General features: G+C 54.0%; 27 protein-coding genes. 4 read left to right on the top strand and 23 right to left on the bottom strand.

Annotated features, from left to right (window positions below):
• Positions 1-12: 12 nt before the first annotated feature.
• From ACN0VI_RS13320 to ACN0VI_RS13270, 11 genes are all read right to left on the bottom strand, one after another.
• Positions 13-663, bottom strand: coding sequence for a DUF4400 domain-containing protein (locus tag ACN0VI_RS13320; RefSeq protein ID WP_417447103.1), 651 nt, complete (start codon positions 661-663; stop codon positions 13-15).
• Positions 656-1,012, bottom strand: a complete 357-nt coding sequence (locus ACN0VI_RS13315) for a hypothetical protein (protein ID WP_417447102.1) — start codon at positions 1,010-1,012, stop codon at positions 656-658. Before ACN0VI_RS13315 ends, ACN0VI_RS13320 begins: the two co-directional genes overlap by 8 nt.
• Positions 1,013-1,022: 10 nt before the next feature.
• The gene (traD, locus tag ACN0VI_RS13310) at positions 1,023-2,858 is read right to left on the bottom strand and encodes a conjugative transfer system coupling protein TraD (protein WP_044315598.1); all 1,836 of its coding nucleotides are present in this window, start codon (positions 2,856-2,858) and stop codon (positions 1,023-1,025) included.
• Positions 2,858-5,257, bottom strand: coding sequence for a MobH family relaxase (gene mobH, locus ACN0VI_RS13305; protein ID WP_230486083.1), 2,400 nt, complete (start codon positions 5,255-5,257; stop codon positions 2,858-2,860). The genes traD and mobH overlap by 1 nt, the downstream gene beginning before the upstream one ends.
• Before the next feature lie 115 nt (positions 5,258-5,372).
• Positions 5,373-6,407 (bottom strand): lambda-exonuclease family protein, encoded by a 1,035-nt coding sequence (locus ACN0VI_RS13300; RefSeq protein ID WP_417447101.1) that lies wholly within the window; start codon positions 6,405-6,407, stop codon positions 5,373-5,375.
• Between the two features lie 5 nt (positions 6,408-6,412).
• Positions 6,413-7,003, bottom strand: a complete 591-nt coding sequence (locus ACN0VI_RS13295; RefSeq protein ID WP_044315601.1) for a hypothetical protein — start codon at positions 7,001-7,003, stop codon at positions 6,413-6,415.
• Positions 7,004-7,122: 119 nt separating this feature from the next.
• Complete coding sequence (locus ACN0VI_RS13290; protein WP_125873126.1) at positions 7,123-7,383, bottom strand: hypothetical protein; 261 nt, start codon at positions 7,381-7,383, stop codon at positions 7,123-7,125.
• Complete coding sequence (locus tag ACN0VI_RS13285) at positions 7,380-7,964, bottom strand: hypothetical protein (RefSeq protein ID WP_181121887.1); 585 nt, start codon at positions 7,962-7,964, stop codon at positions 7,380-7,382. The genes ACN0VI_RS13290 and ACN0VI_RS13285 overlap by 4 nt, the downstream gene beginning before the upstream one ends.
• Before the next feature lie 189 nt (positions 7,965-8,153).
• Positions 8,154-8,783, bottom strand: a complete 630-nt coding sequence (locus tag ACN0VI_RS13280; protein ID WP_019406481.1) for a hypothetical protein — start codon at positions 8,781-8,783, stop codon at positions 8,154-8,156.
• Between the two features lie 378 nt (positions 8,784-9,161).
• Positions 9,162-10,247 (bottom strand): RecT family recombinase, encoded by a 1,086-nt coding sequence (locus tag ACN0VI_RS13275; protein ID WP_125873128.1) that lies wholly within the window; start codon positions 10,245-10,247, stop codon positions 9,162-9,164.
• Positions 10,248-10,310: 63 nt separating this feature from the next.
• Positions 10,311-10,832 carry a single-stranded DNA-binding protein gene (locus tag ACN0VI_RS13270; protein WP_125873130.1) on the bottom strand — a complete coding sequence of 174 codons (522 nt, stop codon included), beginning with the start codon at positions 10,830-10,832 and terminating at the stop codon, positions 10,311-10,313.
• A 404-nt stretch (positions 10,833-11,236) separates the two neighbouring features.
• On the opposite strand from ACN0VI_RS13270, the gene ACN0VI_RS13265 reads away from it, so the two are divergent.
• From ACN0VI_RS13265 to ACN0VI_RS13255, 3 genes are all read left to right on the top strand, one after another.
• Complete coding sequence (locus ACN0VI_RS13265; protein ID WP_125873132.1) at positions 11,237-11,821, top strand: hypothetical protein; 585 nt, start codon at positions 11,237-11,239, stop codon at positions 11,819-11,821.
• A gap of 5 nt (positions 11,822-11,826) precedes the next feature.
• Positions 11,827-12,633: a DsbA family protein gene (locus ACN0VI_RS13260; protein WP_044315034.1), complete on the top strand. Its 807-nt coding sequence runs from the start codon at positions 11,827-11,829 to the stop codon at positions 12,631-12,633.
• 146 nt (positions 12,634-12,779) lie between these two features.
• Positions 12,780-13,637, top strand: coding sequence for a hypothetical protein (locus ACN0VI_RS13255; RefSeq protein WP_125873133.1), 858 nt, complete (start codon positions 12,780-12,782; stop codon positions 13,635-13,637).
• 28 nt (positions 13,638-13,665) lie between these two features.
• Here ACN0VI_RS13255 and traN read toward each other — a convergent pair whose 3' ends face one another.
• The 11 genes from traN to ACN0VI_RS13200 all read right to left on the bottom strand — a co-directional run bounded on the left by traN (position 13,666) and on the right by ACN0VI_RS13200 (position 23,679).
• Positions 13,666-16,953 (bottom strand): conjugal transfer mating pair stabilization protein TraN, encoded by a 3,288-nt coding sequence (gene traN / locus ACN0VI_RS13250; protein WP_417447100.1) that lies wholly within the window; start codon positions 16,951-16,953, stop codon positions 13,666-13,668.
• Between the two features lie 137 nt (positions 16,954-17,090).
• A complete protein-coding gene (locus ACN0VI_RS13245) occupies positions 17,091-17,312 on the bottom strand; it encodes a hypothetical protein (protein WP_114249802.1) in 222 nt (73 codons plus the stop codon).
• A gap of 151 nt (positions 17,313-17,463) precedes the next feature.
• Positions 17,464-17,598 (bottom strand): hypothetical protein, encoded by a 135-nt coding sequence (locus ACN0VI_RS13240; protein ID WP_019406489.1) that lies wholly within the window; start codon positions 17,596-17,598, stop codon positions 17,464-17,466.
• 1 nt (position 17,599) lies between these two features.
• Positions 17,600-17,800 carry a hypothetical protein gene (locus ACN0VI_RS13235; protein ID WP_026012503.1) on the bottom strand — a complete coding sequence of 67 codons (201 nt, stop codon included), beginning with the start codon at positions 17,798-17,800 and terminating at the stop codon, positions 17,600-17,602.
• A 267-nt stretch (positions 17,801-18,067) separates the two neighbouring features.
• Entirely contained in the window at positions 18,068-18,202 is a 135-nt protein-coding gene (locus tag ACN0VI_RS13230; protein ID WP_019406491.1) for a hypothetical protein, read from the bottom strand.
• Positions 18,203-18,556: 354 nt separating this feature from the next.
• The gene (locus ACN0VI_RS13225) at positions 18,557-18,802 is read right to left on the bottom strand and encodes a hypothetical protein (RefSeq protein WP_114249801.1); all 246 of its coding nucleotides are present in this window, start codon (positions 18,800-18,802) and stop codon (positions 18,557-18,559) included.
• Between the two features lie 65 nt (positions 18,803-18,867).
• A complete protein-coding gene (locus ACN0VI_RS13220; protein ID WP_125873135.1) occupies positions 18,868-20,421 on the bottom strand; it encodes a DNA cytosine methyltransferase in 1,554 nt (517 codons plus the stop codon).
• A gap of 90 nt (positions 20,422-20,511) precedes the next feature.
• Positions 20,512-21,393, bottom strand: a complete 882-nt coding sequence (locus tag ACN0VI_RS13215; RefSeq protein ID WP_417447099.1) for a DNA adenine modification methylase — start codon at positions 21,391-21,393, stop codon at positions 20,512-20,514.
• A 99-nt stretch (positions 21,394-21,492) separates the two neighbouring features.
• The gene (locus ACN0VI_RS13210) at positions 21,493-21,711 is read right to left on the bottom strand and encodes a hypothetical protein (RefSeq protein WP_125869341.1); all 219 of its coding nucleotides are present in this window, start codon (positions 21,709-21,711) and stop codon (positions 21,493-21,495) included.
• A 69-nt stretch (positions 21,712-21,780) separates the two neighbouring features.
• Positions 21,781-22,206, bottom strand: coding sequence for a hypothetical protein (locus ACN0VI_RS13205; protein WP_417447098.1), 426 nt, complete (start codon positions 22,204-22,206; stop codon positions 21,781-21,783).
• Between the two features lie 54 nt (positions 22,207-22,260).
• Positions 22,261-23,679: a VWA domain-containing protein gene (locus ACN0VI_RS13200; protein WP_417447097.1), complete on the bottom strand. Its 1,419-nt coding sequence runs from the start codon at positions 23,677-23,679 to the stop codon at positions 22,261-22,263.
• 51 nt (positions 23,680-23,730) lie between these two features.
• Here ACN0VI_RS13200 and ACN0VI_RS13195 point away from each other — a divergent pair, with 51 nt between their 5' ends.
• Positions 23,731-23,988 carry a hypothetical protein gene (locus tag ACN0VI_RS13195; RefSeq protein ID WP_417447096.1) on the top strand — a complete coding sequence of 86 codons (258 nt, stop codon included), beginning with the start codon at positions 23,731-23,733 and terminating at the stop codon, positions 23,986-23,988.
• 219 nt (positions 23,989-24,207) lie between these two features.
• Here the strand turns inward: ACN0VI_RS13195 and ACN0VI_RS13190 are convergent, their stop codons facing one another.
• The gene (locus ACN0VI_RS13190; RefSeq protein WP_019406497.1) at positions 24,208-25,371 is read right to left on the bottom strand and encodes a DUF3150 domain-containing protein; all 1,164 of its coding nucleotides are present in this window, start codon (positions 25,369-25,371) and stop codon (positions 24,208-24,210) included.
• Positions 25,372-25,385: the final 14 nt, after the last annotated feature.

Raw genomic sequence — 25,385 nt, 5'->3', positions numbered from 1 at the left:
TTTGTTGTAGGTTTAGATTTGCTTGGGCAGGTTTCTGATCAGGACCGACAGCAGGATAGGCAGAATGATGATCAGCGCCGTGCAAACGACCATTGGCGGCAGTGGTAGCGGAGACAATAGGCTGAGCGCGAGCAGGATGCCGCCCCATCCCATCAGGCTTACGGCGTTGTTATTCCAGAACGGCGATGAGTAATCGAAGCCGTGCCTCTTCGCCTGCCAGCGCATGTACCCCGCAAAGATGGCCGGGACTGCCATAACGGCGAAGAACGGCACCCAGTACGTCATCAGCACCGCCCGATAGAGGATCTGATAGGTGATCTTCTGCAGCGCCACGCCTCGTGAATCCAGGTACTCAAACCACCAGCCCACCTTTTCTTCAAAGGCGTCAACAGTAGAGGGGCCGCTGCGCATGAACATCCCGGATATGTGGTACTTGAGTCCCGAGTCGATGACCAGAGCGGTGTAGATGCTGGCAGTGGTTTCATCTATGCGCTTCAGATCGTCCTGTGGCAGCAGCGACACGCTCCACTGCCGTTCTTTCTGCATCACGGTATCGATCAGGGGGTTGGGCGCAAAGACCGCAAGCATGAGCACCATGATGAACAGGAAGAATAGGGACGCTACGAGCCCTTTTGGCCACTTCTCTTCAATAACCTCAGCCATTGATCAGTTGCTCCCGAATCGGCTCAGGCACGACTGCAAGCTGACACAGGCTTGAGATCGTGTCGTTGGTCACCGATACCCCTTGCGACTGCAGCTTGGCGAAAAGCTGGTAGAAGAGGTGGTACAGGCGCTCGTAATCGCTGACGCCCAGCTGGCACATGATCTTGTACTCAAACAGCGCCTCGCTGAGCGCGTTCGCCACCGGCTGGCCGGTTACGCCGCTTTTGATGAGCGCCAGGATGAAACGTGTACCGCAATTCCAGTCAATGTCGAAATTGCGCAGGATAACCATGGTCTTATCGTCCAGCTGCAGGCTGCGCTGAATCTCGATGGTCCGGGTAATGGACATGATCAAGCCCTTACTTCGATTGGAAATTGAGAATTGGCAGACGGCCTTTTCGCACGTCACCGCCCGCGAAAATGGCCAGGTATTCGAGGTCAGGCAGATTGCCTAGCAGAGCCGAAGGGAATAGCTCGCCCTCTTCCTCCATCAGTCGCTCACCCTGGTTGCCCCCGGTGATGACCCCGCCCTCACCGGCGCTGTTACCCTGGGTGCGCATGACGTACTTGTAGCGGGTCATGGGCAGTTTCTTGGCGATGAATTCTTGGGTGTCGGTGTCAAGCACCCGCAGGGAAATGATGTTGTTCGCGTTCGCCAGCACCTGCATGGCTTTCGATTCATCACCCATCCGCGCCTTGAAATCCGCAATCGTCTGAGTAGCGATGAACAGGTTGATGCCGGCGCCGCGACCCTTATTGAGCAGCTGGATCAGCTGGTCGTTGATCACCTCGGCCGCTTCATCCACGAAGATGTTCACCGGCACCGGAAGCCTGTGGTTGTATATCTCTCCCGCAGTAGATGCGAGGTCTGCCAAAGCCAGCGAACCAAGTGCAGAGCCCACCATGGGGTCCGACAATGAGTCGAGCCCCATGTAGAGCACCTGCTTACCGTTGATCACGGTATTCATGTCGCTGAAGTCTTGGTACGCATCAGTGCCATCGACAGTATGCGCAGGCGAAAGGAGATCGCTCATCCTGCCGGCCGTGAGCATGACCAGGATCGGCAGCAAACCGGCGATCATCTTGCTGAAGTGAGCGCGCTCGTGTTCGAGCATCGTCAGCAGGCCTTCAAGGTCAGAGTTCGGCGCCTCGTGGATCAGATCCGCGTAGTACAGCTTTCGCAGTACCTTCGCCTTATCCTCTGGATTTTTCACCTTGGCCGTCGAGCAAGCTTGCTCAATCGCAGCATCGAAAATTTTCTCACCGCGGATCTTCCTACCGTAGGCAGTTACGACCCGGATAGTGAGGCCGGGAATATCCCCTTCAAGCGTTCGGCGTAGGCTCAAGAGGCTGGGAAGCTCTCCGATGATCAGCATGGCCTGGATGACGTTGTTGAGCGCCATCATCGCGAACGCCTGGAATGGATCGCCAGACTCCGATGCCATGAGCACCGCAACGCGCGATGCCAGTTCCGTTGCCCGGCCATAGTTGCGTGTCAATGACAGGCGTATAGAGTCGTCCGGGAATGCTGGATGAAAGTATTTGAACCGCTCACCTTCATTCATCAACTCACACGTTCGCCGGCAGGTTTCGGCGAGCCCTTTGTCCCCCTTCGGGTCTATGACGATTACTGCCTCTCCGCGCAGAATGCACTGCGCGATGGCCAAATCGTAAAGGCGGGTTTTTCCGGCACCGGTCGTGCCGGTAACCAGCGTATGGATGTCGCGCATGCCGGCTGGTCGCAAACACATCTCTTCTTCGGCCATGCCAAGCCCGTGAATCCACCTGCTGCCCTTCACATTTGGGTCACGCAGACCTTTTTTGCCTAGCACATCAGCCATGTCTCGGGACTGCAACTCAAACGCATGCTGTCCGTGTTGCTGCCTCCACTGGAACGCTTGGCCGTAGTAGAAACTGTCGGGGTTATCCTCAACGATTGCAGCGATGTCGCTGACGCTCGTGAACGTAAGCGGCGCACCCAGCAATGATTTTTTAGCCCGGTGGACGCGTATTGCCCTCGGCAGTGCAGATAGGGCGAAGCCAGCCTGAACACCCATCGTGATCAGGTACGGCATCATCGGCATGCCTGTTAGTACCTGGACCCCTGTGCTGGCTAGCATTGACGCTCCCCAGGCACCGACCTCCCTGGCTTCGTAATTCGTGCGCCAGAGGTTTGTGTAATTCCAGTCACCCATCAGCGGTTCACCTTGCTATCCAGCTGGAAGTAGTATTTTTTCTCGCGGCCGACTTTTACGGCTTCGAGGCAGTAGAAAAGGGCTTCTTCTGAAGCTTCGAGATCGGCACCCACGGCTTCGGCTGCTTTGGCCTGTGCTCGGAATGTGATCGACCAGATGTCACGACCTTTTGATGGCTCTGCCACCGCTACCGCCTTGAGTAGATCGGCAAGCTTTTCTGCGTCTTGCCAACGCTCTTTCGGGAGTGTTTCGAGGCACAGTGGGAACCAGTCGGTCTGGGCCAATCGACAATAGATCAGGGATATCTCCTTGCTCGCGAGAAACCCTTCCGTACCGCGCAAGGTGCGCGTGATCTGCTCTTCGGAACTGGTGAAGTCGCGCCATAACCACCCAGCACGGTCGATGGCCGGCAGATCGCCGAGCGTCATGTCCCCAGCCAGGGGAATGAATGCCCGATTTCGAACTTCCTTGATCGCCGTGTCGCCAGCGAACACGCTCAGAAGGCGGCTGCCAAGCTCCGGGTTGCGCTGCAATAAAGTCCGATCCTGATCTGTCAGCAGGCTCTTGAATTTGGGGGGGATATCGAGCGCATCGGTGCTTTGCTCTGGGGTTGCGGTTTCAGCCAAAGCCTTGGGCTTGCCTACGTTGCCCCTATCTACTCTGGTGGGCTTCTTGGTAATCATGTCGTTGAAGGTGAGTTTCACCTTTTGAACCGGCTCTTCCGGTTCCACCGAGTCAAGGTCTTGCTCAACCGTGGGCTCGTCATCATCGACTGTACAAAGATGCGGCGCCGGATCGGGCGTTGTGCCGTTGATTTCGTGCAACATGGCGGCAAGGGTATGGTCATCGAGAGCATTGCCCTGCTGCTGCTCGGGCGCTTGATCGGCAACATCTTCTACCGGCTGCTGTGCGCCCTGCTTGAGGAGGCGCGCACGCTCTTCCAGGTCGGGCGGCAGAGATACGCCGGTTCGCTCCGGGACTGGCTTTTTGGGGCGATTTTTTCCCTTGGGACTCTCCGTCGCTGCGGCGGTCGTCAGCTCTGTCGCACCAAAAAGGTCTTCCTGCGTGCCTTTCTTCTCCTGTTCCTTTCGCGCGATTGCGTCTTCCTTCGTCAGGTATTCCTTGGCGTTATCATCCCGGCCGATGGTCACAGAAACCGGGGCGATGTTTCCGTCCAGGAACGGGAACACGTTGTCGGGGTTCTTGAATTTGACGCAGCGGATGGATGGCGCCTTACCGTTCTTGAACAGTGGGTGTGGCGCCACGAACCAGATGGGCGAACCGTCTGCATTTTTCTCAAACAGCTCGTACTCGGACATAGCAGCCAGTAGGGTGTTTTCCGCTCGCGGAAAGCCGCCTACCTTGTCCTTGACTACCTGATGGATGATGTCCTCGGACCCAGTGCTCCAAGCGAGAAATAGCCCCTTGGTGCTCAGCCAAAGCCGCGAGCCGGGTTCGTTGAGCGTCCAGCTTCCTTCCTCGACCAACTGGCGCATCGCATCTACGCACAGACGCTGCACCGGCACGCCGGTGTTGGTATTGGCGCCGGCGACTGCACCGCGCTCGCGGTCTGCTTTTACTGAGCGCGAGTCTGCAACCCTCACCGCTTCGGTCAAGGGTCCAGGCTGGCCTGCCACAGCGTCCAATAGTGCCTGCCAAATATCTGCCCCGCCTTCGAGCAGCCACTTTCGCAGCTCAACGCTGGTGTAGATTCCGATCAGAGTGTTGGTGTGAGTGATGTGCTTGTTCTGACGCCCGCGCTCCCAGTTGATGAAGTAGCGAGTGAGGTTGTTTGCCACCGCCCACTCATGAATGGTTTCAGTGCCCATCACCCATTTCTTCGTACCGTCGAACGACATGACGGTAACGTCCGTCAGCGGCTTGCCGGCGTCATGGAACAGTGCCGCCACGATGCCAGCCACATACCAGCGGCGAAGGCGTTTGCTTGCTTCGCCTGGCGTCAATTCGTGGTCGAACTTGGTCAGAACCATCCAGTCCAGCATGAAAGCCGCGCACTCCAAGCCGTGGCGCAGAAGCCCCCCCGGAGTGTTGTGATGGTGATTTTCTGAGGCGGGTAGCAGGTGGACTAGCTCGGCATACGCGACGAACATCGGCTTCAAATAGGCCTCGTAGTCCTCAGGCGTGAGGCCTACTTGCCCCTTGAGCTTGCGCAGAAGGCGCGACTGGAACTCATACATGCAGAACTCTCCCGAGATAAGGCCGTAATAGCCTTCCTGGTAGGGAGGGTTTCTGAGGATTGACGGATCGCTCAGCACGCGTCGGATATCGTCCGGGATGTTCTTATATGCGGGGTGCTCGAAACGCGGGTCGGGCGGCGGGTTGATGAGCCGACTGGGACGGCGTTTGCCCGCAAAGAGCTGCTTGAATAACTTGAACATGAACAGGAATGCTCCGACTTTTCACCCGAGCATCATGTCTGTTTGCGAATGCGATTTGCGGCCTAAACCTACAAGATTCTGGTCATAAAAAAACCCGGCACGAGGCCGGGCTGGGTTAGAAGGTGAACACGCCTGCGGAAAGCAGTGCTTGCGTGTCTACGGGGCCTTTCGCCATGCGCGGTTGCGGCATGACTTCCGGCTTATAGGTGGTTTCGTCGAACTCGGTATCAACCGAGATTCGCGTTGCAGTGCGCGAGTCAGCACGGTGGTACTCGACAACATCCGCTGGGATTGCGGCACAGACACTCTCTGCGACGGCCTTCCAGTTGACCCTGCCTTGAACCTCATACTGAATAACACGAACGCCATACGCATCTGCGCGCTTGAAATCGCCCATCAACGCGAGGATCTGGTCATCAATGACCGTTATCTCGTTTTGAAGGTCTTCCAGCGCCTTTTTTGCAGCCAAAGCTGCGTTCTCTTTGTCTCGCCTGACCGCTGCGAGGGTTGACCAACGGTCGTGGTCGATCTTTGCGTGAGGCATCAGGTCGCGTTTCGGGTCCGCCTCGGGAGGCGTAAGCGACTCGACCATATCCCAGAAGCGCCTTTCCGCAGCAATGATCTGCTGCGCAACAGCTTCATTGAGATCAACCACCAGGCAGATAGGCTCATGCTTGGGCGACCAGCACCACAGGTAGCCCCGTGAAGCCCCGCTAACGATCATTTGGTGCAACAGCTGCCAGCGGTAGAGCCTGTACGCCTTGCTCTTCTCTCGAAGCGCCAGAACCTCCAGATGATTGTCATCGGAGAGGTTCTTGATCTCCACCGGCTCATTACCTGCCAGAAGCCCGTCGAACGAAGCCCGCATGAACGGGTAATCGCTAGACTCTGCGCAGATCGGGAGCCCCAGCTGACCGTACCGCTCTTCAAACGCCTGAAGCGCAACCGGCTCAAACTTGACGCCCCGCCTTACCTGAGGAATGCAGGCAAGATCGGGGGGGGTATCAAGTCCAACCAGCTCACGCCACAACTGAAGCTTCGTCTTGTCAGGATTCTGATCCATGATGACCGCGCAACTGGTTGCGCTGACACCACCCTTTCTCCACGCGTGCCACTCGGCAGAGCGCTGTTGGACGTCGATTACTTTCATCCTGATTACTCCTGATGAAAGCCAAGCCGTACTCTTTCCTCAGCGCTGATCCTGATTCCGCCTTCACGGATCTGGGAACAAAGCTTGAGGTCGTTGTAGAGCTTTATTTTTGTCAGCCCCGTCACCGTGAAAAAGCCCTTTGAGAAGCTGCTTTCAAGATCGAGGAGATCGACATAGCCAAACCCATCCAAGAGGGTCTTGCGAAGCAAGTCACCCTTGGTGAGCACGTCTGCGATGCGTTGATCCAGAGGCCCTGAGGTATTGAACTTGTACTCAGCACCCATTTCTTCGCCAAGCAGCCCAAGAGCATCACAAAACGCTTGATACCGAGCCTGGACCAGCATCTCGGTACGATTTTTGAAGGCTTCATACTTCTTCGTGAAGTCAGGCCCCTGCTCATCGAGTGATGCTTTCTGCGCTGCAGCAATAGCCGGCAGCGCATAGGCGTGTGGTGTGTTACTGAGGTCCAGATACAGGCTGAGATCCACATGCGGCACTTTATTGCGGATCTCAATCCCTTGCTCTGAGCCGTAGTGGGCTTCCAGTTCGCTATTGGCGGCATGGTAGGCCTTGCAGCCAGCTTCGAAGGTTTTCATCTCATTCTCCTTTCTAGGTACTTCACCACCTGGGTTGAAAATCCCAAGGGCAAATCCCGGAAAGGCAAACCCCCAAAGGGGGGTTGCCCCCCTGGGGGTTTGGTTCGTCAGCCAGTACGTCAGCCGGCGATGCCCTGGCGCAGTAAGCGCAGAGCGTTTGATTTTCTAGCACCGAACATTTCGACTCTCGTCTCCATGTGCGGGGCTGCTTGCACCACCTCAAAGAGGCGGCAGGTTTGCTCATTTACAGGCCGGTTTTCTTCGCCGTCCCAGCTCAAGAGCTGGTCGAACAGCCTTTGGCCGCAAATTTGCGGGGTTGGGCCAAACACGGCGATATTTCGACCTGAATGAACCAGCTTTAGGATCGCCATGTAGCTCATGCGGCGCTCCGGTATCGCTGGTCAATTTCGGCATAGCGGTCGTTCGCTTCCTGCCAGCTCATCCGGCCTGCATTGCAGGCCTGAATCACTGCGCAAACTTCCATCCCGCGCTGCCATTCAGTTGTGCAAGACAATCGCTCCAGCGCTCCCATGTCAGGGATCATGAAGCCATCATCGAGCATGTCGCCAATGCACAGCTCGGCGGTGTCCTGGGTGCAATGACCCGTGAAACCATCCTTACCGAACATCGTCCAGCGGTACCGTCCGGGCTCGGAAGAATCTTCGGAAAGAATCCCCCACGAGTCAGTCCGGCAGTGCTTGAGCGTCAACCCAAGCCCGTGCACCGCGTACAGTCCCAGTAGGGATTCCAGGGAAAGAATCTTCCTCTGGATCTCTCCGGCCATTTCAGTGACCAGGCTGCGCTGAGCCAGATCACCAGCTTCAAGCTCCTGCCAGATGGCAAGAGACTCTTTAAGCGATTCAACCGTTGAAGGACGCATGGCGACCTCCATTTGCAGCACCCATTGCAAACCCAGGAAAGCCCCCATTGAGAGTCTTCTGGGCCTTTTCAACTGCTTCATTGAAGCTGTTGGCTTGGCACTGAAAGCGGGTGTAACGCTTGGTACGCATATCGCACATAGCGAGTATGTAAGTACGCATTTTAATTTCTCCTTTTCATCCCTGAAACGGAGCAATCCCCTGTAGGGAAAGTCCCTACAGGGTTAGATTTATCTGATCAACTTATACGCAGTCAGATGGGTTATTTAAACTCAGGAATAGACACGCTGATAATTGCCAGCCTGTATCATTGCCTGATGCTGATTACTTAGATGATCCAGAACGCCATTTGTCATTGGATCGCTACCAAAGAATCCCCAGCAGCTATCAACAACTTCGTCATCCTCGATCACTTGATACCCCCAAACATTCCCCGTCAGGTATTGATCGTATGATTCGACCTCTCCGTCCAGATATGTTTCCAGCTTCTCAATGCGCGGCTTCGTGAGATGTTTCCAACCAAGCTCGGAGCGGGCTTTATCTTTAGACACAAAGATAAAGCCTACCTTGCCACTGTCCCATCGACAGCTAAAAGGGGAGGTTTTCATTGTGATGCCAGAGTGATCATAAAGATAAAGTGGAAGCATAATTGCTTGCCCCGTCATCTCCAGCGCACGCTCAACATCTGGGATGTGATTGGCATTGAAATCGATCTGCCCCAGCTGCTTATCAGACAGGTGCTTGTAGATCACTTCCAATGCTTTCGCAGCCCCATTCTCATCACCCAAACGATAGCGCCGATGAGCGCATACCATCGATCCTAAGTTGTCCCATTCACGCGGACTTTCTGCGTCATGGTCATGGACGAGTTTGATGATGCAGCTTGAGTTAGCAGTTGCCATTTCGTTTTCCTTTTCAGTACGACGAAGGCAACTAACCCCTGAGGGGCAGGTGCCCCGTCAGGGTTTATTGTGAGTTCGCTGTTCTTAGTTAAAGAACAGCATGATCAGGTTGATAATAATCTCAGCCATCTCAGTTTCCTCATTTATTGCCAGCAGCAGCCCTGTGCAAAGGGATGCCCTGCACAGGGTTGGTTGGAGACTCCGGGTTATCCCAAATCGCAAGACACTCGGAGCAGATTTTGTTTCTGTAGCCAGTCTTTTCCAGAAGCTGAACATTGGGGTGAAAAACCTCTTCTCCCTTTCTGAACACTTCTGATCGTGTCTGGCTACAGAACGTATTGCCTTCTAACAGGGATCTGATCGATAGATGAACCATCGTCATTCACCCTGAGCAGCTTGGTATTCCGCAGTAGACAGGAGTCGCAGAGCGTAATCACGAGCCTCAACAGGCCACGCACTTACGTAATCACGCGCTGCTTTCCAGCCTTGCGACTCACGCGCCCGCTTGACCACCTCTTGAGCCTTCTTCAGGACTTTGGGAGGTAAATCTACAGGTGCTTGGCTCTCATCATTTGAAGCCTGAAGCACTTCGCCTTCCAGCGGTGCTGCGACCTGAGCTTGAGCATCTTCAGGCTCAACTTGCGTTGTCTCAGATGCCGGCACCTGCTCTTCAACCTCATTCGAGGTGGGGAGTGGCTGGGCTTCATCGACTACTTCAGCTGCACCCATATAACGCTCTACAACAGAGATCGGGACATCATGAGATGCAAACCCCTCCCCTGCCGTTGTGTTGAGATACTGAATAACCGTGTCGAGTTTTTCGCCGACTTGGGGCCAGTATTTCTTAGCGATTTTGATGCCGGTTTTTTTGAACATGGAAGTTTCGAAGTCAACCCAAGGGCCTTTCTTCTTGCGCTTCCACAAATCACTTGCATCACGCGCTTTGTAGATCTCCTTGGCTGTTACAGCTTCCACATGGACCCGGCCATCAGGCAGGGTTACTTCCACATAGACACCACGGAATTCGCCGCGCTCTTCAGTGTCGAACGGATCGAATTCATGCACAGGGCTATGACGCTTACCCTTGTACTTAAACTGATCATTCGAGTAGACCAACTCAACAATACAGTCACGTATTGCGCCGTCATTTACAGCGGTTTTGATCATGCCTTTGTATGACACATCCAGAACCACTTGCCCGTCCCGTGGCACCAGGTAGCACAAACCCCTTGCAGGGTTCAGCGTTAGGCCACAGGCGGCCACTTGGCCAAATGCATTGCGAAGAGACAGCGGATTGTTGATAGCGACAGTGCACAGGTAGTCATTGTTCATCATGGCTTGAGCTGCATAAAGCATCTCTTGCTTGAACACGACATCTGTTTTTGCTGCCTTCACCAACTCAAGAAACTTATCCTCTTGCTTTGCAATTACGGCTACAGCGTTTTGATAGTTAGCACTAGACATTTTGAAACCCCCTGAACAAAAACGCGCCCGAAGGCGCGTATTTATTTGCAACTGATTGACCCGTTAGATGATGTTCAGAAGAACTCGGCTAATGGGCGCAAAGGGGATGTCATCGTCAAACGAATCGTAATGCGGATCAGAAGTCGGCGTTTGAGTCGGTTGACGGTTGGGTTGCTGCGGAGAACGCTGGGCTTGATTCCTCCCGCTAGAGCGAGGAGCACCATCACCACCGTTATCTGCCTGCTTACCGCCAAGGAGCTGCATGGTGCCTTGCATATCAACCACAATCTCAGTGGTATAACGCTTGACTCCATCCTTCTCCCATTCGCGGGTTTGTAGTCTGCCTTCGATATAGCACTGCGAGCCCTTACGAAGGTACTCACCGGCAATCTCAGCAACCTTCCCAAATAGCACAACACGGTGCCACTCGGTTCTTTCTTGAAGCTGACCAGACTGTTTGTCCTTCCAGCTATCGGTAGTTGCCAATGTGATATTGGTAACCGCGTTCCCGTTGGGCATGTAGCGAGTTTCAGGATCACCGCCAACATTGCCGATAAGGATTACTTTGTTTACGCCACGAGCCATGATTATTCTCCAATCAGAGTAAAACACAGGGCGACGTAAACCCCTGACGGGGAATATCGCTGCCCCGAAAGGTTTTCATTTCAATTAGTTAGGTTGTATTTGACAGACGGCCAACTTGCCGACCATGCACCGAGGTGCATGACTAAATCGATCTGCACATGCAGAACGACTTAATTTGGAGAATCTTGACAGGCTCGTGGCCCAAGGCGCGAGAGTGAAGCTGCGCTTTCTGAGGTTATCGCCATTAAGGCTTGGCGAAAGCATGCCCCCAATCGCGCTAATGCGCAAGAGGGTATGCCACGATCTTAGAATGTTTTTATCTTACAAGAATCGTGTAGGTTTAGCCGCCTCATCGCGATCTGGTTCCCACAAAATACCTCATCCCCCGGATCGAGGTTCAACCGATGCATTTCTCTCGACTGCGCATACCGCTGGCAATCACCGCAGCCCTCGGCATGCTCTCAGGCTGCTCTAGCAAAGAGCCCGCACCCGAGCCTTATACAGGCACCCCATTTGAGGTCCAGCAGTACGAGCCGGATCTACGCGGGCACCACACCAGCTGGGGGCACTCCGGCCGTGGAGGGGCAGCACTGAGAAAGCCGTCCTATCAACCCGTACTCGGCAGCCCGGATGAGCTGGATACACGCGCTGGCAAGTTGCACCCAGAGCTGCAGAACACCGCGCAAGAGGTTACAGCCAGCATCGCTGTACCACCGGCACTACGGTCTGGAACTTGCCTGGATCAACCGGAGGAGAATCAAACGCCGGATCACGTCCGCGTACTGACGCCCAGTGGTCCCGCAGACGCAACTCAGATCGTGACACTGGCGAACAGCACCGGGTCGGTCAATGACTATATCCGCGTTCGCAACAAGCTCTGCAGCGGCGCCGAACGCCTCACCTACGAAGAGTGGGAAGTTCTGGTGCATGGCACACCCAAGGACGTACCTCTTCGTCTGCAACCGACCTTCAACAGCCTCGCAAAGTGAACCCCATGCCCAGCTCAAAAAACCGACTCCCTTTGACCGTAGGTCTTTCCGCTCTTTTCGCGGTGGCCGCCCTCGGCGCCAGCGTCATGTACACCGAGCATGCGATCAATCAAGCGATAGCTGAGCAGTTGCCGGCTGGCGTCGCCGCTGCACTTGACGCGAAAGAGCAGGCCGAGGTCGCGGCTGCCAAGCTACAGATCCTTTCGCAATGGTCTGCCGCCTCAGACATCGAGGTCAAAGGCCGCAACATCTACGGTAAGGCAGACGCCGAGTTCACCCTTGTGGAGTTCAGCGATCTGGAGTGCCCCTTCTGTAAACGCTTCCATGACACACCAAAGTCACTCGTTGAGCAGGCCGGTGGCAAGATCAACTGGGAGTGGCAGCATTACCCGCTGCAGTTCCACAACCCCACGGCCGCAAAGGCTGCACACGCGGCAGAATGTGTCAGCGAAATTGCGGGCAACCAGGCTTTCTGGGCATTCACCGGGCAATGGTTCGAGCGCAGCGCTATGAACGGCCAAGGCATTGATGATATCGGTCGGCTGGCACGAGAAGTCGGCGCAGACTCGCAGACATTTGATGCGTGCATGGCCAGCGGAAAGTACAAGCAGAAGATCCAGGATCAGATGGATCGCGGTACCGCTATGGGCGTGACGGGCACGCCTGCAACTGTCGTCGTGGACAACACCAATGGCCAGAAGATCCTGGTCAAAGGCGCCCAGCCTGCGAAAGCATTGCTCCAAGCCATAGGCCAGCTGGTAGAGCAGCGAAATCAGCCAGCGTCGCCACCCATCCAGGAAAAGGCTGAATAGTCCAGCGCCGACAACAGAGCCCCGCATCAAAGCGGGGTTTTTTGTGGGCCGCTACCAGCTGCAGAGTTGACGCGCCAAAGCCAAGAATTTGGGATAACGGCTGCCACTGGTAGCCTTGAATAACTTAACCAAGAAGGACAGCGGACATGATTCACTGCAGCAAAATCAAACTGACACTCGCGCTGACAGCGGCCCTCACCGCCTTGGTAGGGTGCTCATCACCAGGCAATACCGTTACCTTCGATCAGCTGCCGGACCCGGCTGCTACACCCAAAGCGAAGTGGTCCGACGCTATGGTCTACATGAATGCCATGCAGATTTCGGGCATGCGTGACGTACCACGCGAAATGATGGGCGATGCGTCCTCACAACCGGCCCAAGGTGGAAACAGCACTGGAGTGCTCGATGCTGCAACCTATGGGGTAGGTGCCGTGGCGCCGCCATCGGGAATGAGCGGAGGCGCTGTAGCCGGGGTCGGCCTTGGTCTTTTGCTTCTTGGGGGCGGACCTACACAGCCAGCTCAATTGCCGCAGGTCGTTGCATGGGTCCCATCAGATCTGGCCTCCTCGCCGGAGGAAGCTGTGCAGGTTGCCTTGAATGAGTTCAATAAATCGAGAGCCGCCGTTTTTCAAAAGCAGCTCCCTCAAGAACTTATCGCTACTGCATATCCCGAGTCGGATAGCCGATCATTTGGTGGCAAGATGCCAAAGGCTTCGAATTTAGTGCTGTTCTCGGAGGAGGCGAAAGAGAGTCCAGCATTCATTTCCGCACCGAAATCATATGGCCCTATCCATATCGTCGGTCACAAAGTTACTGAGGAATCCATTATCAATGCTTCTGGGTTTCGGAATATCCACGGAAGTAGGGCTAACACCGTCGCGCTATCCGCATCTCTGCCTGATTGGTTCTTGATCTATGTCACATCGGCCACACGGTCAAAGTCCGATAAATTGCCGCCTGCAGTGCTGAGAAGCGGAATGTCAAACTACTTCATTGGCAAATAAACGAAAGGCCCCTAACGGGGCCTTTTGCTTAGTCAGGGACAGCACCCCTAGCTATGTCTTCCTCCATTTTCTTGACCGCTTCAGGATCAAATCCGTCCAGCCGCTTTTCGTTTCGACTAAGCGAGTTTTGCCTGACGTTACCTTCAGATATTGTAAGGCTGCTGCCGCTCCCTGTAACTTGCTCAAGAGAAACCGTATTCACTGTTGGAAGGTGGCCCGCAATGTTCAGCATGCCTATCCATTCCGACATATCTACTTTACTCCAGTCCATTTGCGCCATTTGGTTTGGAGTGATGCCCTCACAACTTGGATTCTCAACATCACCGTACTCAATACCCAGCTGCTCATGTGCGGCCTCTTGAACAATCCGACCAACAACCGAACCATAGCAACAGTAGCTTTCTCGTTTCTCAACACAAGAGCCAAGAGCTTCTGAGGCACAATAACTTCCTACAAACGTGCACTGCCTTGTTTCTTTTTTTGCTCCAAGCTCGAACTCTTTTTCTTCGCATTCCCAGATAATGTTAATTAGAAGATCGACAATCACATAAACCATGTATACCCAGCCAATGATGTTGACGACCATCGTAGCCTGAGGGCCAAGCATCATCCCGCCGCCTTCTGCTGGAACAAACACAGCATTCGCAGCTACCTCGGCGCCCATGTTAACCATGGCGTCATAGGCTTTTTGCATTAGCCATTCTTGGACCTTAGATACAAGCGTATCCTGGACTGTTCCCTGAAGCGTTTTGTTGAAGGCTCCAGTTGCGTTGTCAACTATTGTTGACCACTGCCCCTTAATGACAGAACTACCAGCGGACGTGATGGCATTCGTGCCCGCTTGCCAGTAACCGTACTTCAGGCTCCCCCCAAGCCCGTGCGTGGATAGCGCTTCCATTGCACTAGCCATTTTCATAGTGTTCATTGTCAGATTCACATAATCGTAAATACTGACGCTTTCGGGAGCCTCACAACAATCGACATAGCCACCGAGCGCTTTCTTGCACTCCATTGCTTCGCCTTTGAATATCTTGCACTCGTTGGCAACCTCGATATCCGATCCGTCGCCACCGCAATCAAGATCATGCTCAGCGAACTGGGCAACTTGGAGCATTGCGACGGCGTATGCAAAGTCACCGCTTTTCTGGTTCGAGGTGTCGAAGCACTCGCTTCCCATGCACCTAGCGCCGCCAGGACATTCGATCTGAGTGCCGGTATTGACTACCGTGGGATAGCTGGTGTCATAGCCGCAGTCCCATATCTCCTCGTAGGCGTAGCATCCTCCCGACTCCCCAGAAGCCCCCTTAATACAGCTCTGGGAGATGAAACCGCAGTTGGGGTCTTTCTCGTACTGCTCACAGGTGTCCAGGTTATCTTCGATTACACCGCAACCCTGCACACGGACCTGCTCTGCAAGTCTTGACGTACCCAATGGGCTCGCCGAGATTTGTTCATAAAGTGGATTACCAGGACAAATATTTATGCCTGAAATGGTTGCGCACTCTCCTTCATGCTGAACACCTTTGGTGACTGTAATCTGCCCCGAACTGCACTTACCTTCAAGTACAGCTTTACCCTGATCTATGCAACTTTGTGGTGACCATACATCTTTAACAAGCTTTGAGTGCCTGAAACTAAAGGCACCAGTCAAAGCATTTACTAAATCATCGTCAGATTTTGTATCCCGTAATTCTACGACAGCTTTCAGACCATTACCGCAGGATGGCTGGCTTATTACGTTCATCACTATTGATGTATCTAGCTGACCACCAAGTCCGTATTCAGGCCAAAGCTCTGTACCGGAAGATTGTATGTATCCATCTTGTCCATCACAGATTTCGTTGTAGTTAACCTTGGTCACACTGCCATTGAATCTGGTTCCATCCGACCCTGGAAGAGTTGTCCAGGTTCCAGCAACAAAATCAAACTCGGCCCTGGCCACGTTCCGACCATTAGCAGCGAATTTTCCAACCATTCCAGTTGAGCGCAGTTCGATCTCATGATTTACAACGCAGGAATCACCGCCGTTTTCAGGACATTGTTCTTTCCCATTGGCATCTATGTAGCAGGCAAGATCCCCTTTGAAGAACGAACAGTCAGCCGTTACTTCCGCTTCCTTACAGAAGGGATCTAAGTCAGGATGAGGGGATGGCTGCATATCAGATTGGCATGCGACAACACCATTCTCGCTAATACAGCCAGAAGCATCTACTGCCGGCGTTTTAGTGCAAACAACACTGCTTTCTTTGCAGAAACCATCGTTGATCATCTTAAGAAGCGGAAGGCGCTCTTCAGGTCCCCAACCATTATCGGTAATCGCTTTTGCTGGATCATAGTTAATGCGAATGCGTGCATAGCCTTCGCCCCGACCTGTGACTGACGTGCGTGTTTTGAATGTAATTACGTCCGCGTCTTGCTTTAGTTCGTTCGTGACATCCTTGTTGGGACTTACTTTCCAACTGGTACTTCTCTCGCACGCGCCCGCCGTCTCGGGAGGGAATACGCCCGGCGTGTGGGTCCATAGAAGAGAGTCATTGAAGTAGATCTGAAAGTAGTCATCGAACGTAGCTTGTTCAACAACCGCAGACAGGATGGCATCTTTATTGATAACCCTGAAGCGTGTGTATTCCTCGTAGATCGCGCATTTACCGCCCCAGTAATCGTTACCAACGGTGCCCACCCATACATATAGGCAACCTCTGCCGCATGACTGGTAGTTTGGCTGGCCTGAAACATACTCGACAACTCCTAGCGTATAGTCATGCTTGAAGGTCACATTGCCGCCTTCGTTTGCTACGCGCTCACAAGTGCGGTAATCCGCGATGTGAGATGTAGCTTGGCGTTCTTCAAACACATCTTTTCTGGAGCAGTCTGCAAAGTTCTCTTTGAATCCTTGCATGAAATCATTAGATCGAATCTCGTCCGTCTGCTTAAACATTGGATCATTCGAAAGATCCACCGCAGGCCGTTTGCCGCTATCAACCAGAATCCTGTATGCCTCGCCATCCATCGACGACTCACTTCTCAGTCGTGTGTTGGCCTGGATGCCAGCGTCAAGAGTGCCCGAGTCGTCTCCATACACTTCTTCCAAGGACGCGGTACCGCCGCCCTGGAGGTCCGGGAATAGATCTTGAAGCGTTTTCTGCGCCGCAGATGGATCGAGCATCTGAATGCCCATTTGAGCGGTCTGATTGCCTAGCGTGGCGCTGGCAGCAATGGAATCGGCCCACGCCTTGAAGGCAACCGTATTGAGCTGAACCATGATGATGCCGCCAACAGCCAAGCGTCGGAGGGCATGTTTGAAGCTGGGACGCATAGGTGCTACCTGGTGAAGGTGAGTACCAAGATGCTAGAGATACGCGAGAGGAAAAGGCGGTGGAATCTGACCAGATTCTGGCAGGCAAAAAAATAACCCCGGCTGGAAACAGCCGGGGTTTGGGGTTTTGTTGGCACTCATGCCGCCGCTGACTGAGGCGCTTCGAGAACCGATACTGCACCTGATGCGGGTATCAGGCGGTGCAGCACAGCCCATGCTTTTACGAAGCGGGTGTCAGGGTTGGCCTTCTTCACTGTTGCTGCGATCTGATCAGGGACGAGGAACACTCGGCCGGAGTCGATCATCAGCTCTTTGAGTTCGGGGCAGTACAGTGCTATTGGCTCTTCGCGTTGTGGCATTTGATGTTCTCCAGGTGGGTGATCCCCAGAACCCTCACGCGGAGGGCTCTGGTGGATCACCCACAAGGGATGACCACGTTACGCGACTAGCTGATTACCTACTCAAGACATTGCCTTGAGCAGAAGGGTATTGACGCAAATATCTCGTGGATCAGGGCACCTTGGACGCATGCGCAGCATGCTTCTTGTCCAAGTGCTTCGCTAGCATCATGCCGACGCACGCTGCCACAGTGATCGTGAACAGCACGCCGGATATAGCCAAAACGAGCGTTTGTGTCGTGTCCATTTCATTCACCTGCGTTGTCTTTCTGGAAAAAGGATACCACCAGACCGCCGACAATCAAGACCAGGCCGCTTACCACGCTGACCGCAATGGCTTGCGGATGCGAACCTGGAGTGATGATGCCGACGAACCCCGCAGCCAGCAAGCTACAGCCAATGCCGACGACAGTCTCCCTTAACCAACTAAGAACTTTATTAAAAAACATATTACACCTCGCAAATTAATGACGAGGCGCCCCCATAACGGGATTGCTCCCGTCAGGGTTTGATTATTTCCAACTCCAAGCTGTTAGCCCGAGTCAGTTTTCTTACGATGTAGCCCTCCTTATGTCCATAAAGGGCATAAGGGCGTTGTGTGCTTTCTGCAAATACCTGACCGATCCATAGGGCAGTCATTAAGTTGCGGAAGTACATACGCAGATCCTCAATGATTGAGAACAACCCATGGGATTGTTCCCAAAGGGTTGCTTCAATCAGAGCACCTGACGGGCTTTGATCGTTTTGGCGGTTTCAGTTTTTTCAACCGAAGCAACGCCGTAATCGAACGCTTTAAAGCCGACTTGGATGCCACCAACAATCAGCACTACTGCGATGATCAGAACTTTCATTGTGTTTCTCCATTAGCTTAATGCAGACGGAGAAACGCCCGGCAGGGAGTTATCCCCGCGTGGGTTTTGTTGTGCAAACGAAAACGCAACGGACCTGAAGAGGAACGTTGATTCTGAATGCTTTAGATTAGGCCGGTTGAAGCTCCGACTTAGCTTTCCCAGGCCACAAAGTGACTCTGGATTTTGCCTGACCGAAGATCGGTACAGGCTCTTGCCGAGTGCAACATGCACTTGACGAAGATTAGTGCGCTGAGGCGCGAAGGGATGAAACATGAAGCGATGTGTCGATTATACCGATCCACCTGCCAGCCTCAAGCATGCAGGCAAAAAAAAACGCCCCGAAGGGCGTTGAATTCAGATTGCATGGGGAGAGATCACCTGATGACCGTTTTTCTCGCGAAATCGGTTAACGATTACCTCCATTGGCTCATGCAGCTTTACCGGCTGCTTGAACCCTTCCCCCTCCATGTGGCGCAGAAGAATTACCCCCCCTGTTGACAGCTCCCAGAGGTGAACCTTCTGCTTGCCCCTTTTTGCCCAGGCCCTGCGGATGATGCTCGCGTTGCCTTGCAACTGTGCTGCCTCAAGGATTGCACTCATGATCCTCTCCTTCCATCCATGCAAGGAGAAGCCCCGCCAGGGATTTCTCCCTGGCTGGGGTTGTTTTACGCCACCATCAGACTGAGCTGGAACTGACCCTGGTTGGGTTCACTTTCCGGCAGGCCTGGCATCTGGCTTTCCGAGTTGATACCGAAGCTGCACAACTGGCCAGCACCGCAATCATCACCGCCGCAGATCTGCCCACAGTAGGAGGAAATTCCCTCCTGCCGCAGACTCACCACGCTGGCGTTTACAGCAGCAGTAATCGACACCCCTATTTCGAGCCCAACGGACTCAATCAACGGATAGATCACTGACTGCCCAAGCACCTCATGCGCAGTCGTGTCAGGAAGCCCAGCGATTACCACCTCTGGGATGCCTTTCACTCGTGCGTGCTCGACAGGCGTGAGTAGCCGAGACAGTTGCGGGTTGGTCGGATGTACCAGGAAGGGCTCCGTGCTTCTGCACTTCGCATAACCACGTCCGATTGTTCCGCAGAAGTCTTCAGCCCCACTTAGCAGTTGGCGTGAGAATCCTTTGCCGTCTGCCTTGTCGCGTACTTCTTTATTTGCGAGATAGTCAAAAGATTTGAACCGCGCAGAATCATGCGGAACATCTTCTAACACCTCATTTAGACTTCCCTCTTTCTCTTTCAGCTTGCACAGCTCACCGAAATCGAAAACGTCTGGAAGCCCCTTACTTATCGCGACCACAACCAATCGGCTTCTACGCTCAAGAGCGCCAAAGTCGTTGCCATTCAGCACAGCTTCCTTCAGCACATAGCCTTGAGAATTCAGCTTTGAGCGAACAACAACCATAGAGGCTGATGATTGATATTCCGGTACGTTCTCGATCAGGCAAATGCTTGGGTTCAGCGCCTTAACCGCATCGAGAAAATCAACAAACAGATCACCGGCTTTGGAGTGTTCCTCTGCCATGCTCAGTTTGTTCTTGCTGCGACCTGACTTCGATGCACCTAAGCAGGGAATCCCCGCACAGATAACATCGCACTGGGGAGGGTTATGTCCCCAGTTGACCTCTCTTACGTCAGAGCAGATCGCAACACTCTTTTCATTCCACAGCTCGGGATTGTTGTCTAACGACGAATCCAAGTATTCCGGTTCAATCTCGACACCGACTTGGATAAACGACTTGATCCCAGCACGTCTAAGGCCACTATGAAGTGCCTTATCCGCAACACCACCACCATGGAACAGGCTGGCTACTGCCAACGGCTCTCCGGTACGCAGCTTTTCCGTCAAACGCTTAACTCGTTCCCGGATCTTGGTTTCGATGTGCAGCGCTGTGATCACGATCCGACCTCGCCGGATTGCAACCCGCACCCGCTCGATGTTCGCGAACACCTCGCTGAGTATCCTTGATCGAACCTCAATCAAGGGCACCACCACACCACGTCGCTCGCGCTTGGAGACAGTGAAAGTCTGGTCGTTCGCTGCGGCCGGGGCCTCGCGAAGCTCCAAACGCTCCATCGCCTTGTTCTGCACGAGCTGGTAGCGCGCACCGATCTTCACGCCTGCCCTTTCGAGCTTTCGACCCTCAAGCCAAAGGCGCGCTACGTTTTTCGACTCACCGATCTTCGTGTTGATGATCGTGGACATGATTTTCTCCTTTCCTGGTTGGGTGCCCCAGGCAAAGAGAAACCCCGTGCGGGATTTCTCCCGCAGGGGCTATTTTGTTTGTGTATCGGTTTATGCAGCTAGCTGGTAAACGCCGGGTTTCAAACGAACAAAGAATCGCTCGTCTTGTAGAACCTGCCGCACCTTTGCTTGCCAGTGCTGGTTATCACGCGATTTAGCATAGGGCTCCAATGCATCATTGATATCCTTCAGATGAAGAATCTTGTTGCCTTGAAGCACACGCCGAACCGCTGCTTTCCACGTAATACCAGTCATCGCAGCAGCGCGCTTTTCCATTGAACCAATAAGGAACAACGAAGATTCACGCTTAGCGAAAACAAGTAACTTTTCGTGGGCAATCCTGACAAAGTTTCCTTTGTAGGAGCTTGAGTCACTTTTTACATTGTGCTGGACCTTGATGACCTCATCGATCAGCCGGCCCGGCGCAATTCGTTCCACGAGTGAACTAAGGTTATAGTATGTACCTTTGGCGCGCATGTTGCCCATCAGGATTCCATACACACCACCACGTTCAACCGCGTCATGAATGTTCATCACGGCAAGTTCCAGTGCTTCAGTGAAGTCCTGAAGATTCATCCGTGACATATCCCACTTGTTTGGCTCCCCCCACTCTACCCCGCTATACTTGAGCATTCCCGCATATGGGGGATGCCACCAGCAAACGTGAGCCATCTCACCGATGTACGACGCAAGGTCGTCCGTAAGCAAGTTGAAGCCCTGATGTAGGTCAGTGCCAACAAATCGCAGTCCCATCTCCCTAGCAACATCGACGCTAGTACCGCCACCGATGCTCGGATCTACGACCAGGCCATCTTTTCTTTTCATGTAACTTTCCAGAAAGTCTTTGATAATTCTTCCTGTGCAGTTACCGCGATAGGATGACTTGCCCCAGTGACCACGATCCGGGTAAGAAACAACTGAGCCTGCAAACATGTCTATTCTCCATTCATTTTTGATGCTGGAGAACCCCGACTGGAGTTTCCCAGCCGGGTTTTAGGCGCTCGCCGTGTTAACCACGACGAGTAGCATTAGTTAGACAAACTCACCCTCTTCGCCGTTTGAGTAAACACGACAAGATGATGCGTAGTTCAACCAGCAAGCAGGATACTTATCCCGAGCTTGCTCAATTGCATGTAGCGAATCTTCTGCATCGCACTCGAACGTTGTTTCAGGGAGCAAAGCTCCGTTCACACGTTCGCGCAAGTAGATCCGATAGCGCAGATACAGCCGTGGTATCACCATGACTGACATGTTTCTCTCCTTTCATTTTCCAGAAGGGAGAAAGCCCGGTAAGGGGCTTCCCCCCTACCGGGCTCATATTTACTTGCGCCGCATCATGCTCAGGAAATTCTCACGAACCTCCTCATGATCAGCGCCAGCTGCGTTACAGCAGGTTTTGAAGCTGAACGGTTCATCTTCGTCCGCCAGCACCCACAACATGCCATCCCACCAGTTTTCAATACTCACCTGAGGGTGAAGAATCTGGCGAAGTGTCATCTTGATCATGTAACTGCGCATCCAGTCGATGTAATCGTCAGTGATTTCATCCTCTGCGCGCAGCAACTCCAACTCCGCATCTGACATCTCAAGGATGTCGAGAAACCCAAGCTGAACCTGTACCTGGATGGGAACAGTTTTTCGCCGGGGGCGGCGCTCAAGAGAGCGGCGTTGAATAATTACTTCATCCCCGAACAAGTCGAGTAATGGAGCTACAGCTACATTTTCCATTCTGGCCTCCCTTTCCAAGCGAAGGCCTCCCCCAGCAGGGTTGGCCCCTGCTGGGAATGGTTTGTTGTCTAGTTAAGCGGTTAGTACGTCTCGAACAACCTCAAACAGCGCTGTCTTCAATCTACTTACCGTCCCAACTGCAACGTATTTGGTGAAAAGCTTGCTGAGAACATAGCTATTAGCCGAGCCGAAGCCGAGTCCAATAACCTGTATCCCTGAAGCCTCACACCGCTCGAACATCTCTTTGCAATATCCGTCAGTACCGGAGTTTGGCTCGCCATCGGTTATCACGAAAAGAATCTTCCGCTCTCCCTTTGCGCGTAAAACCTCAATCGCGGCAGGCCATATAGCCTGTGCCAATGGAGTTCCACCATGCGGCAGAGCACCAAATCCACCCGCTTCCACTGCAGCGCCAAGACGCTCGGTTGAACGCTTGATCAGATCGCAGCATTGACCGGCCCCAGCTGTGGTTGTGCCTGGAAAAGACATCGCCCCAGTTGTTACCAGTGGCAGCCCTTCAAGCCCCCTGAGAACGGCATACAGCGCCGCCTCAGCTTGTTCCATTGCCGCATCCATACTTACTGACTTGTCGAACAGGAACTGGATAGCAGCTGACTGACGCTCGGCCCGCGCTTTGCTTCGGAACACCCGCGTTTCGCCAGCTGGAAGCATGGCAATGCGCGAGGTATCGATCCGACGCCCTTGGCGCTTGAGTCTTACCCGACAGTCCACCTGTGCCTGCAGCAGTCCATTGAGGATCTGACGCAGACCAGCAGAGTGCGTTTCACCGGAAATACGACGCCTGCATGAGGCTTCGGCTGACCGGCGTACCGCTCTCCCTCCCAGGGGGAATGGCTTGATCGGAGTGAAGTGTGCCGCTGCCTTTCGGCCCAGCAACTCAGCTGCCGCATCGCCAACCTCCGAAATCAACCCTTGCAGGTCTTTTTCAGTGGCTTGCATTACGCGCTCACGCAATCCCAGTGGGGCACCTTGGCCATCACCGGGCTGTAGCGTTGCATCGCGCTGGCCTGAATCCTTCTGGTCGGAACTTCCGCCCTGACCTTCAGGAGATGATTTCTGCTCGGAATTTGGTTGCCCGCCTCCCGTGCCATCCTCACCGCCATTGGCTGGTTGATCACCGCCCGCTTCGTCACCCTGCGAAGAGTTCTGCTCTCCCGAAGGATCGCTTCCTTTTTCGCCGGTACCGTCACTGTCGGTGTTGCCGGTTTCGCCTTCGCCCTCCCCTTGCGGGTCGGCCTCCGACTCACCGTTTTCACCACTTTCGTCAGAACCTTCGTCATTGCCCTTTTCAGGCTCCGGCTCAGGCTTATCTTCGCTTGACGGAAGCAGCTCGATTATCGAATCCACCAGCGCCAGAACCTCTTTCGTGCTGTCGCACTTCAGAGTTTTCAGCACCTCGGCCATGATCTTGTCGGCTAACTCTTGGCCCAGTCGGGCTTCAAGCGCTTCGAGATAGGCCCGCGCGGGCACCTCCAGTTGCGGCTCCTGCAGTTTCCAGTAGCCGCCCATGAGGATTGCGTTGTGGATGATCTGTACGTCTGTGGCCTGCGCAACTTGCTCAGGCTGAAACGGATCAAGCAGAACCTTGCGGTTCAGGTACCGAATGTCATCCTCGGTGCCAGGGTACTGATCCATCGACAGACGCTCGATGCGGATGTCCTCCAGGATGTTCAGCAAGTTTTTGCGGAACGGAACCGGGGCATCCGCGCCGAATACCGCCATGTCAGTGTTACGGACATGGGAGCACTCATGCGCGATGAAGCCGAAGGACAGCGGTAAATCATCCTCACTGAATGGGACAGTTACCGTTTTTCCATCTGTGAAGGCTCGGGTTCCTTGCACCACCACCTTGACGCCGGTTTGTTCGGCCAGGTGTTGTGCGTAGTACGGGAGCGATCCAATCAGGGATTTAGCCATTTCGTTTCTCCATTCTCGCCACCGCCAGACGGAGAAACCCCCGCTGGGAGGTTTGCTCCCAGGCGGGGTTTAGTGTTGGTGTCAGAAGCTGAATACGCCGTGAGAGACGACGCTACTGACAGATACGGGTGGAACAACCAGCGGTTGAGGCTCTGGAAGCACGTCCTCGTCCTCTGCTTGCTCGGTTGAAGCAGCATCCTCGGCTCCGACCAGATCAAAGGGGTTGAACGAATCAGCCATGCCGGCCTGCTCGATCTCTTCCTCTGCCTGGATCTGCTGGGATACCAGTTCGTTTTCTAGCTGCACCTTCGGCTCAGTCGCTTCAGCAGGTTGCGTCGTGACTGTTTCCGCAGGCTGCACAGCAGCTGGTACCGCAACATCATCCTGCTCGGGCGAGCCATTGGCGATGTTGAGGTTCTTGATCAGCCGGCGTATCGAGTCCTCATCCGAGAGCCCCGATACCAACGTCACAATGTTGCTGTACTGCGTGCCATTGACCACCCCTGAGGCCGGCAAAACCGCAAGGGTTTCGTCGATGTAGGTGGACAGGGCTTGGACATCGCTCGACAGGAACATCAGGCCCTTGAGCTTGGTGTTCATCTTGCGAATCGTGTTGAGGGTCGTCTGGGTGACATGGCCACGAGTGGCCAGGCCGTTTTCCATCAAACGTTCGGCTGTCTCTGCCGTCTCAGCGTAGAGCTGATCCGACAGGCCGCGCACTTGACTCCCAAGCGTTGCAGATAGGTGCTTGTCGCCGTCCGGCGCCACACGGCAAGCCGCGTAACCGAACTGAAGACCGGCCTCTACCTGATGTTTCGGCGTGATGCTTTGCATAATGGCTTCTCGCCATTCGGCACGCTCCCACTCCTGCTGCACCCATTCATTGACCCAACGGTCATAGTTAGGAATGAAGTTTTTCTTCAGGTCATAGAACTGGTTCTTCAGAGCTTCAAGCTCGTCTACAACCCTCTGGATCTTCTCCTGCGGTATGGCATAGCCGCCGAGGAATTTGATTCCATAGTCTTCCAGGACCTTGATCGCACGCCGTTTGACTTTCTCGAACGGCTTGAGCTTTTCGGGATCGATTACTCGCATCGAACCCAATGAGGCCAGCCGTGCCGGTGGAATTTTACCCTCCAGCATTTCAGGCTTCAGTTTCTTCCGAGCAGTCCACAGGTGGATGCCCGAGAGGTCTACCAGCAGGATCTGGTCCAGAATCTGGATTTCGTTCTGTTGGATAGTCATTGCGAAGTTCTCCT

Source organism: Kangiella sp. (genome assembly GCF_048265365.1).
In the GTDB taxonomy this organism is placed as follows: Bacteria; Pseudomonadota; Gammaproteobacteria; order Enterobacterales; family Kangiellaceae; genus Kangiella.
The sequence above is the reverse complement of the archived record's forward strand: the minus strand, read 5'-3'. Positions and strand labels throughout refer to the sequence as shown.

Excerpts from the sequence above, each read along its gene's own strand:
- ACN0VI_RS13320 (WP_417447103.1), bottom strand. The coding sequence starts at position 663 with ATGGCTGAGGTTATTGAAGAGAAGTGGCCAAAAGGGCTCGTAGCGTCC.
- ACN0VI_RS13315 (WP_417447102.1), bottom strand. The coding sequence starts at position 1,012 with ATGTCCATTACCCGGACCATCGAGATTCAGCGCAGCCTGCAGCTGGAC.
- traD (WP_044315598.1), bottom strand. The coding sequence starts at position 2,858 with ATGGGTGACTGGAATTACACAAACCTCTGGCGCACGAATTACGAAGCC.
- mobH (WP_230486083.1), bottom strand. The coding sequence starts at position 5,257 with ATGTTCAAGTTATTCAAGCAGCTCTTTGCGGGCAAACGCCGTCCCAGT.
- ACN0VI_RS13300 (WP_417447101.1), bottom strand. The coding sequence starts at position 6,407 with ATGAAAGTAATCGACGTCCAACAGCGCTCTGCCGAGTGGCACGCGTGG.
- ACN0VI_RS13295 (WP_044315601.1), bottom strand. The coding sequence starts at position 7,003 with ATGAAAACCTTCGAAGCTGGCTGCAAGGCCTACCATGCCGCCAATAGC.
- ACN0VI_RS13290 (WP_125873126.1), bottom strand. The coding sequence starts at position 7,383 with ATGAGCTACATGGCGATCCTAAAGCTGGTTCATTCAGGTCGAAATATC.
- ACN0VI_RS13285 (WP_181121887.1), bottom strand. The coding sequence starts at position 7,964 with ATGAAGCAGTTGAAAAGGCCCAGAAGACTCTCAATGGGGGCTTTCCTG.
- ACN0VI_RS13280 (WP_019406481.1), bottom strand. The coding sequence starts at position 8,783 with ATGGCAACTGCTAACTCAAGCTGCATCATCAAACTCGTCCATGACCAT.
- ACN0VI_RS13275 (WP_125873128.1), bottom strand. The coding sequence starts at position 10,247 with ATGTCTAGTGCTAACTATCAAAACGCTGTAGCCGTAATTGCAAAGCAA.
- ACN0VI_RS13270 (WP_125873130.1), bottom strand. The coding sequence starts at position 10,832 with ATGGCTCGTGGCGTAAACAAAGTAATCCTTATCGGCAATGTTGGCGGT.
- ACN0VI_RS13265 (WP_125873132.1), top strand. The coding sequence starts at position 11,237 with ATGCATTTCTCTCGACTGCGCATACCGCTGGCAATCACCGCAGCCCTC.
- ACN0VI_RS13260 (WP_044315034.1), top strand. The coding sequence starts at position 11,827 with ATGCCCAGCTCAAAAAACCGACTCCCTTTGACCGTAGGTCTTTCCGCT.
- ACN0VI_RS13255 (WP_125873133.1), top strand. The coding sequence starts at position 12,780 with ATGATTCACTGCAGCAAAATCAAACTGACACTCGCGCTGACAGCGGCC.
- traN (WP_417447100.1), bottom strand. The coding sequence starts at position 16,953 with ATGCGTCCCAGCTTCAAACATGCCCTCCGACGCTTGGCTGTTGGCGGC.
- ACN0VI_RS13245 (WP_114249802.1), bottom strand. The coding sequence starts at position 17,312 with ATGCCACAACGCGAAGAGCCAATAGCACTGTACTGCCCCGAACTCAAA.
- ACN0VI_RS13240 (WP_019406489.1), bottom strand. The coding sequence starts at position 17,598 with ATGGACACGACACAAACGCTCGTTTTGGCTATATCCGGCGTGCTGTTC.
- ACN0VI_RS13235 (WP_026012503.1), bottom strand. The coding sequence starts at position 17,800 with ATGTTTTTTAATAAAGTTCTTAGTTGGTTAAGGGAGACTGTCGTCGGC.
- ACN0VI_RS13230 (WP_019406491.1), bottom strand. The coding sequence starts at position 18,202 with ATGAAAGTTCTGATCATCGCAGTAGTGCTGATTGTTGGTGGCATCCAA.
- ACN0VI_RS13225 (WP_114249801.1), bottom strand. The coding sequence starts at position 18,802 with ATGAGTGCAATCCTTGAGGCAGCACAGTTGCAAGGCAACGCGAGCATC.
- ACN0VI_RS13220 (WP_125873135.1), bottom strand. The coding sequence starts at position 20,421 with ATGTCCACGATCATCAACACGAAGATCGGTGAGTCGAAAAACGTAGCG.
- ACN0VI_RS13215 (WP_417447099.1), bottom strand. The coding sequence starts at position 21,393 with ATGTTTGCAGGCTCAGTTGTTTCTTACCCGGATCGTGGTCACTGGGGC.
- ACN0VI_RS13210 (WP_125869341.1), bottom strand. The coding sequence starts at position 21,711 with ATGTCAGTCATGGTGATACCACGGCTGTATCTGCGCTATCGGATCTAC.
- ACN0VI_RS13190 (WP_019406497.1), bottom strand. The coding sequence starts at position 25,371 with ATGACTATCCAACAGAACGAAATCCAGATTCTGGACCAGATCCTGCTG.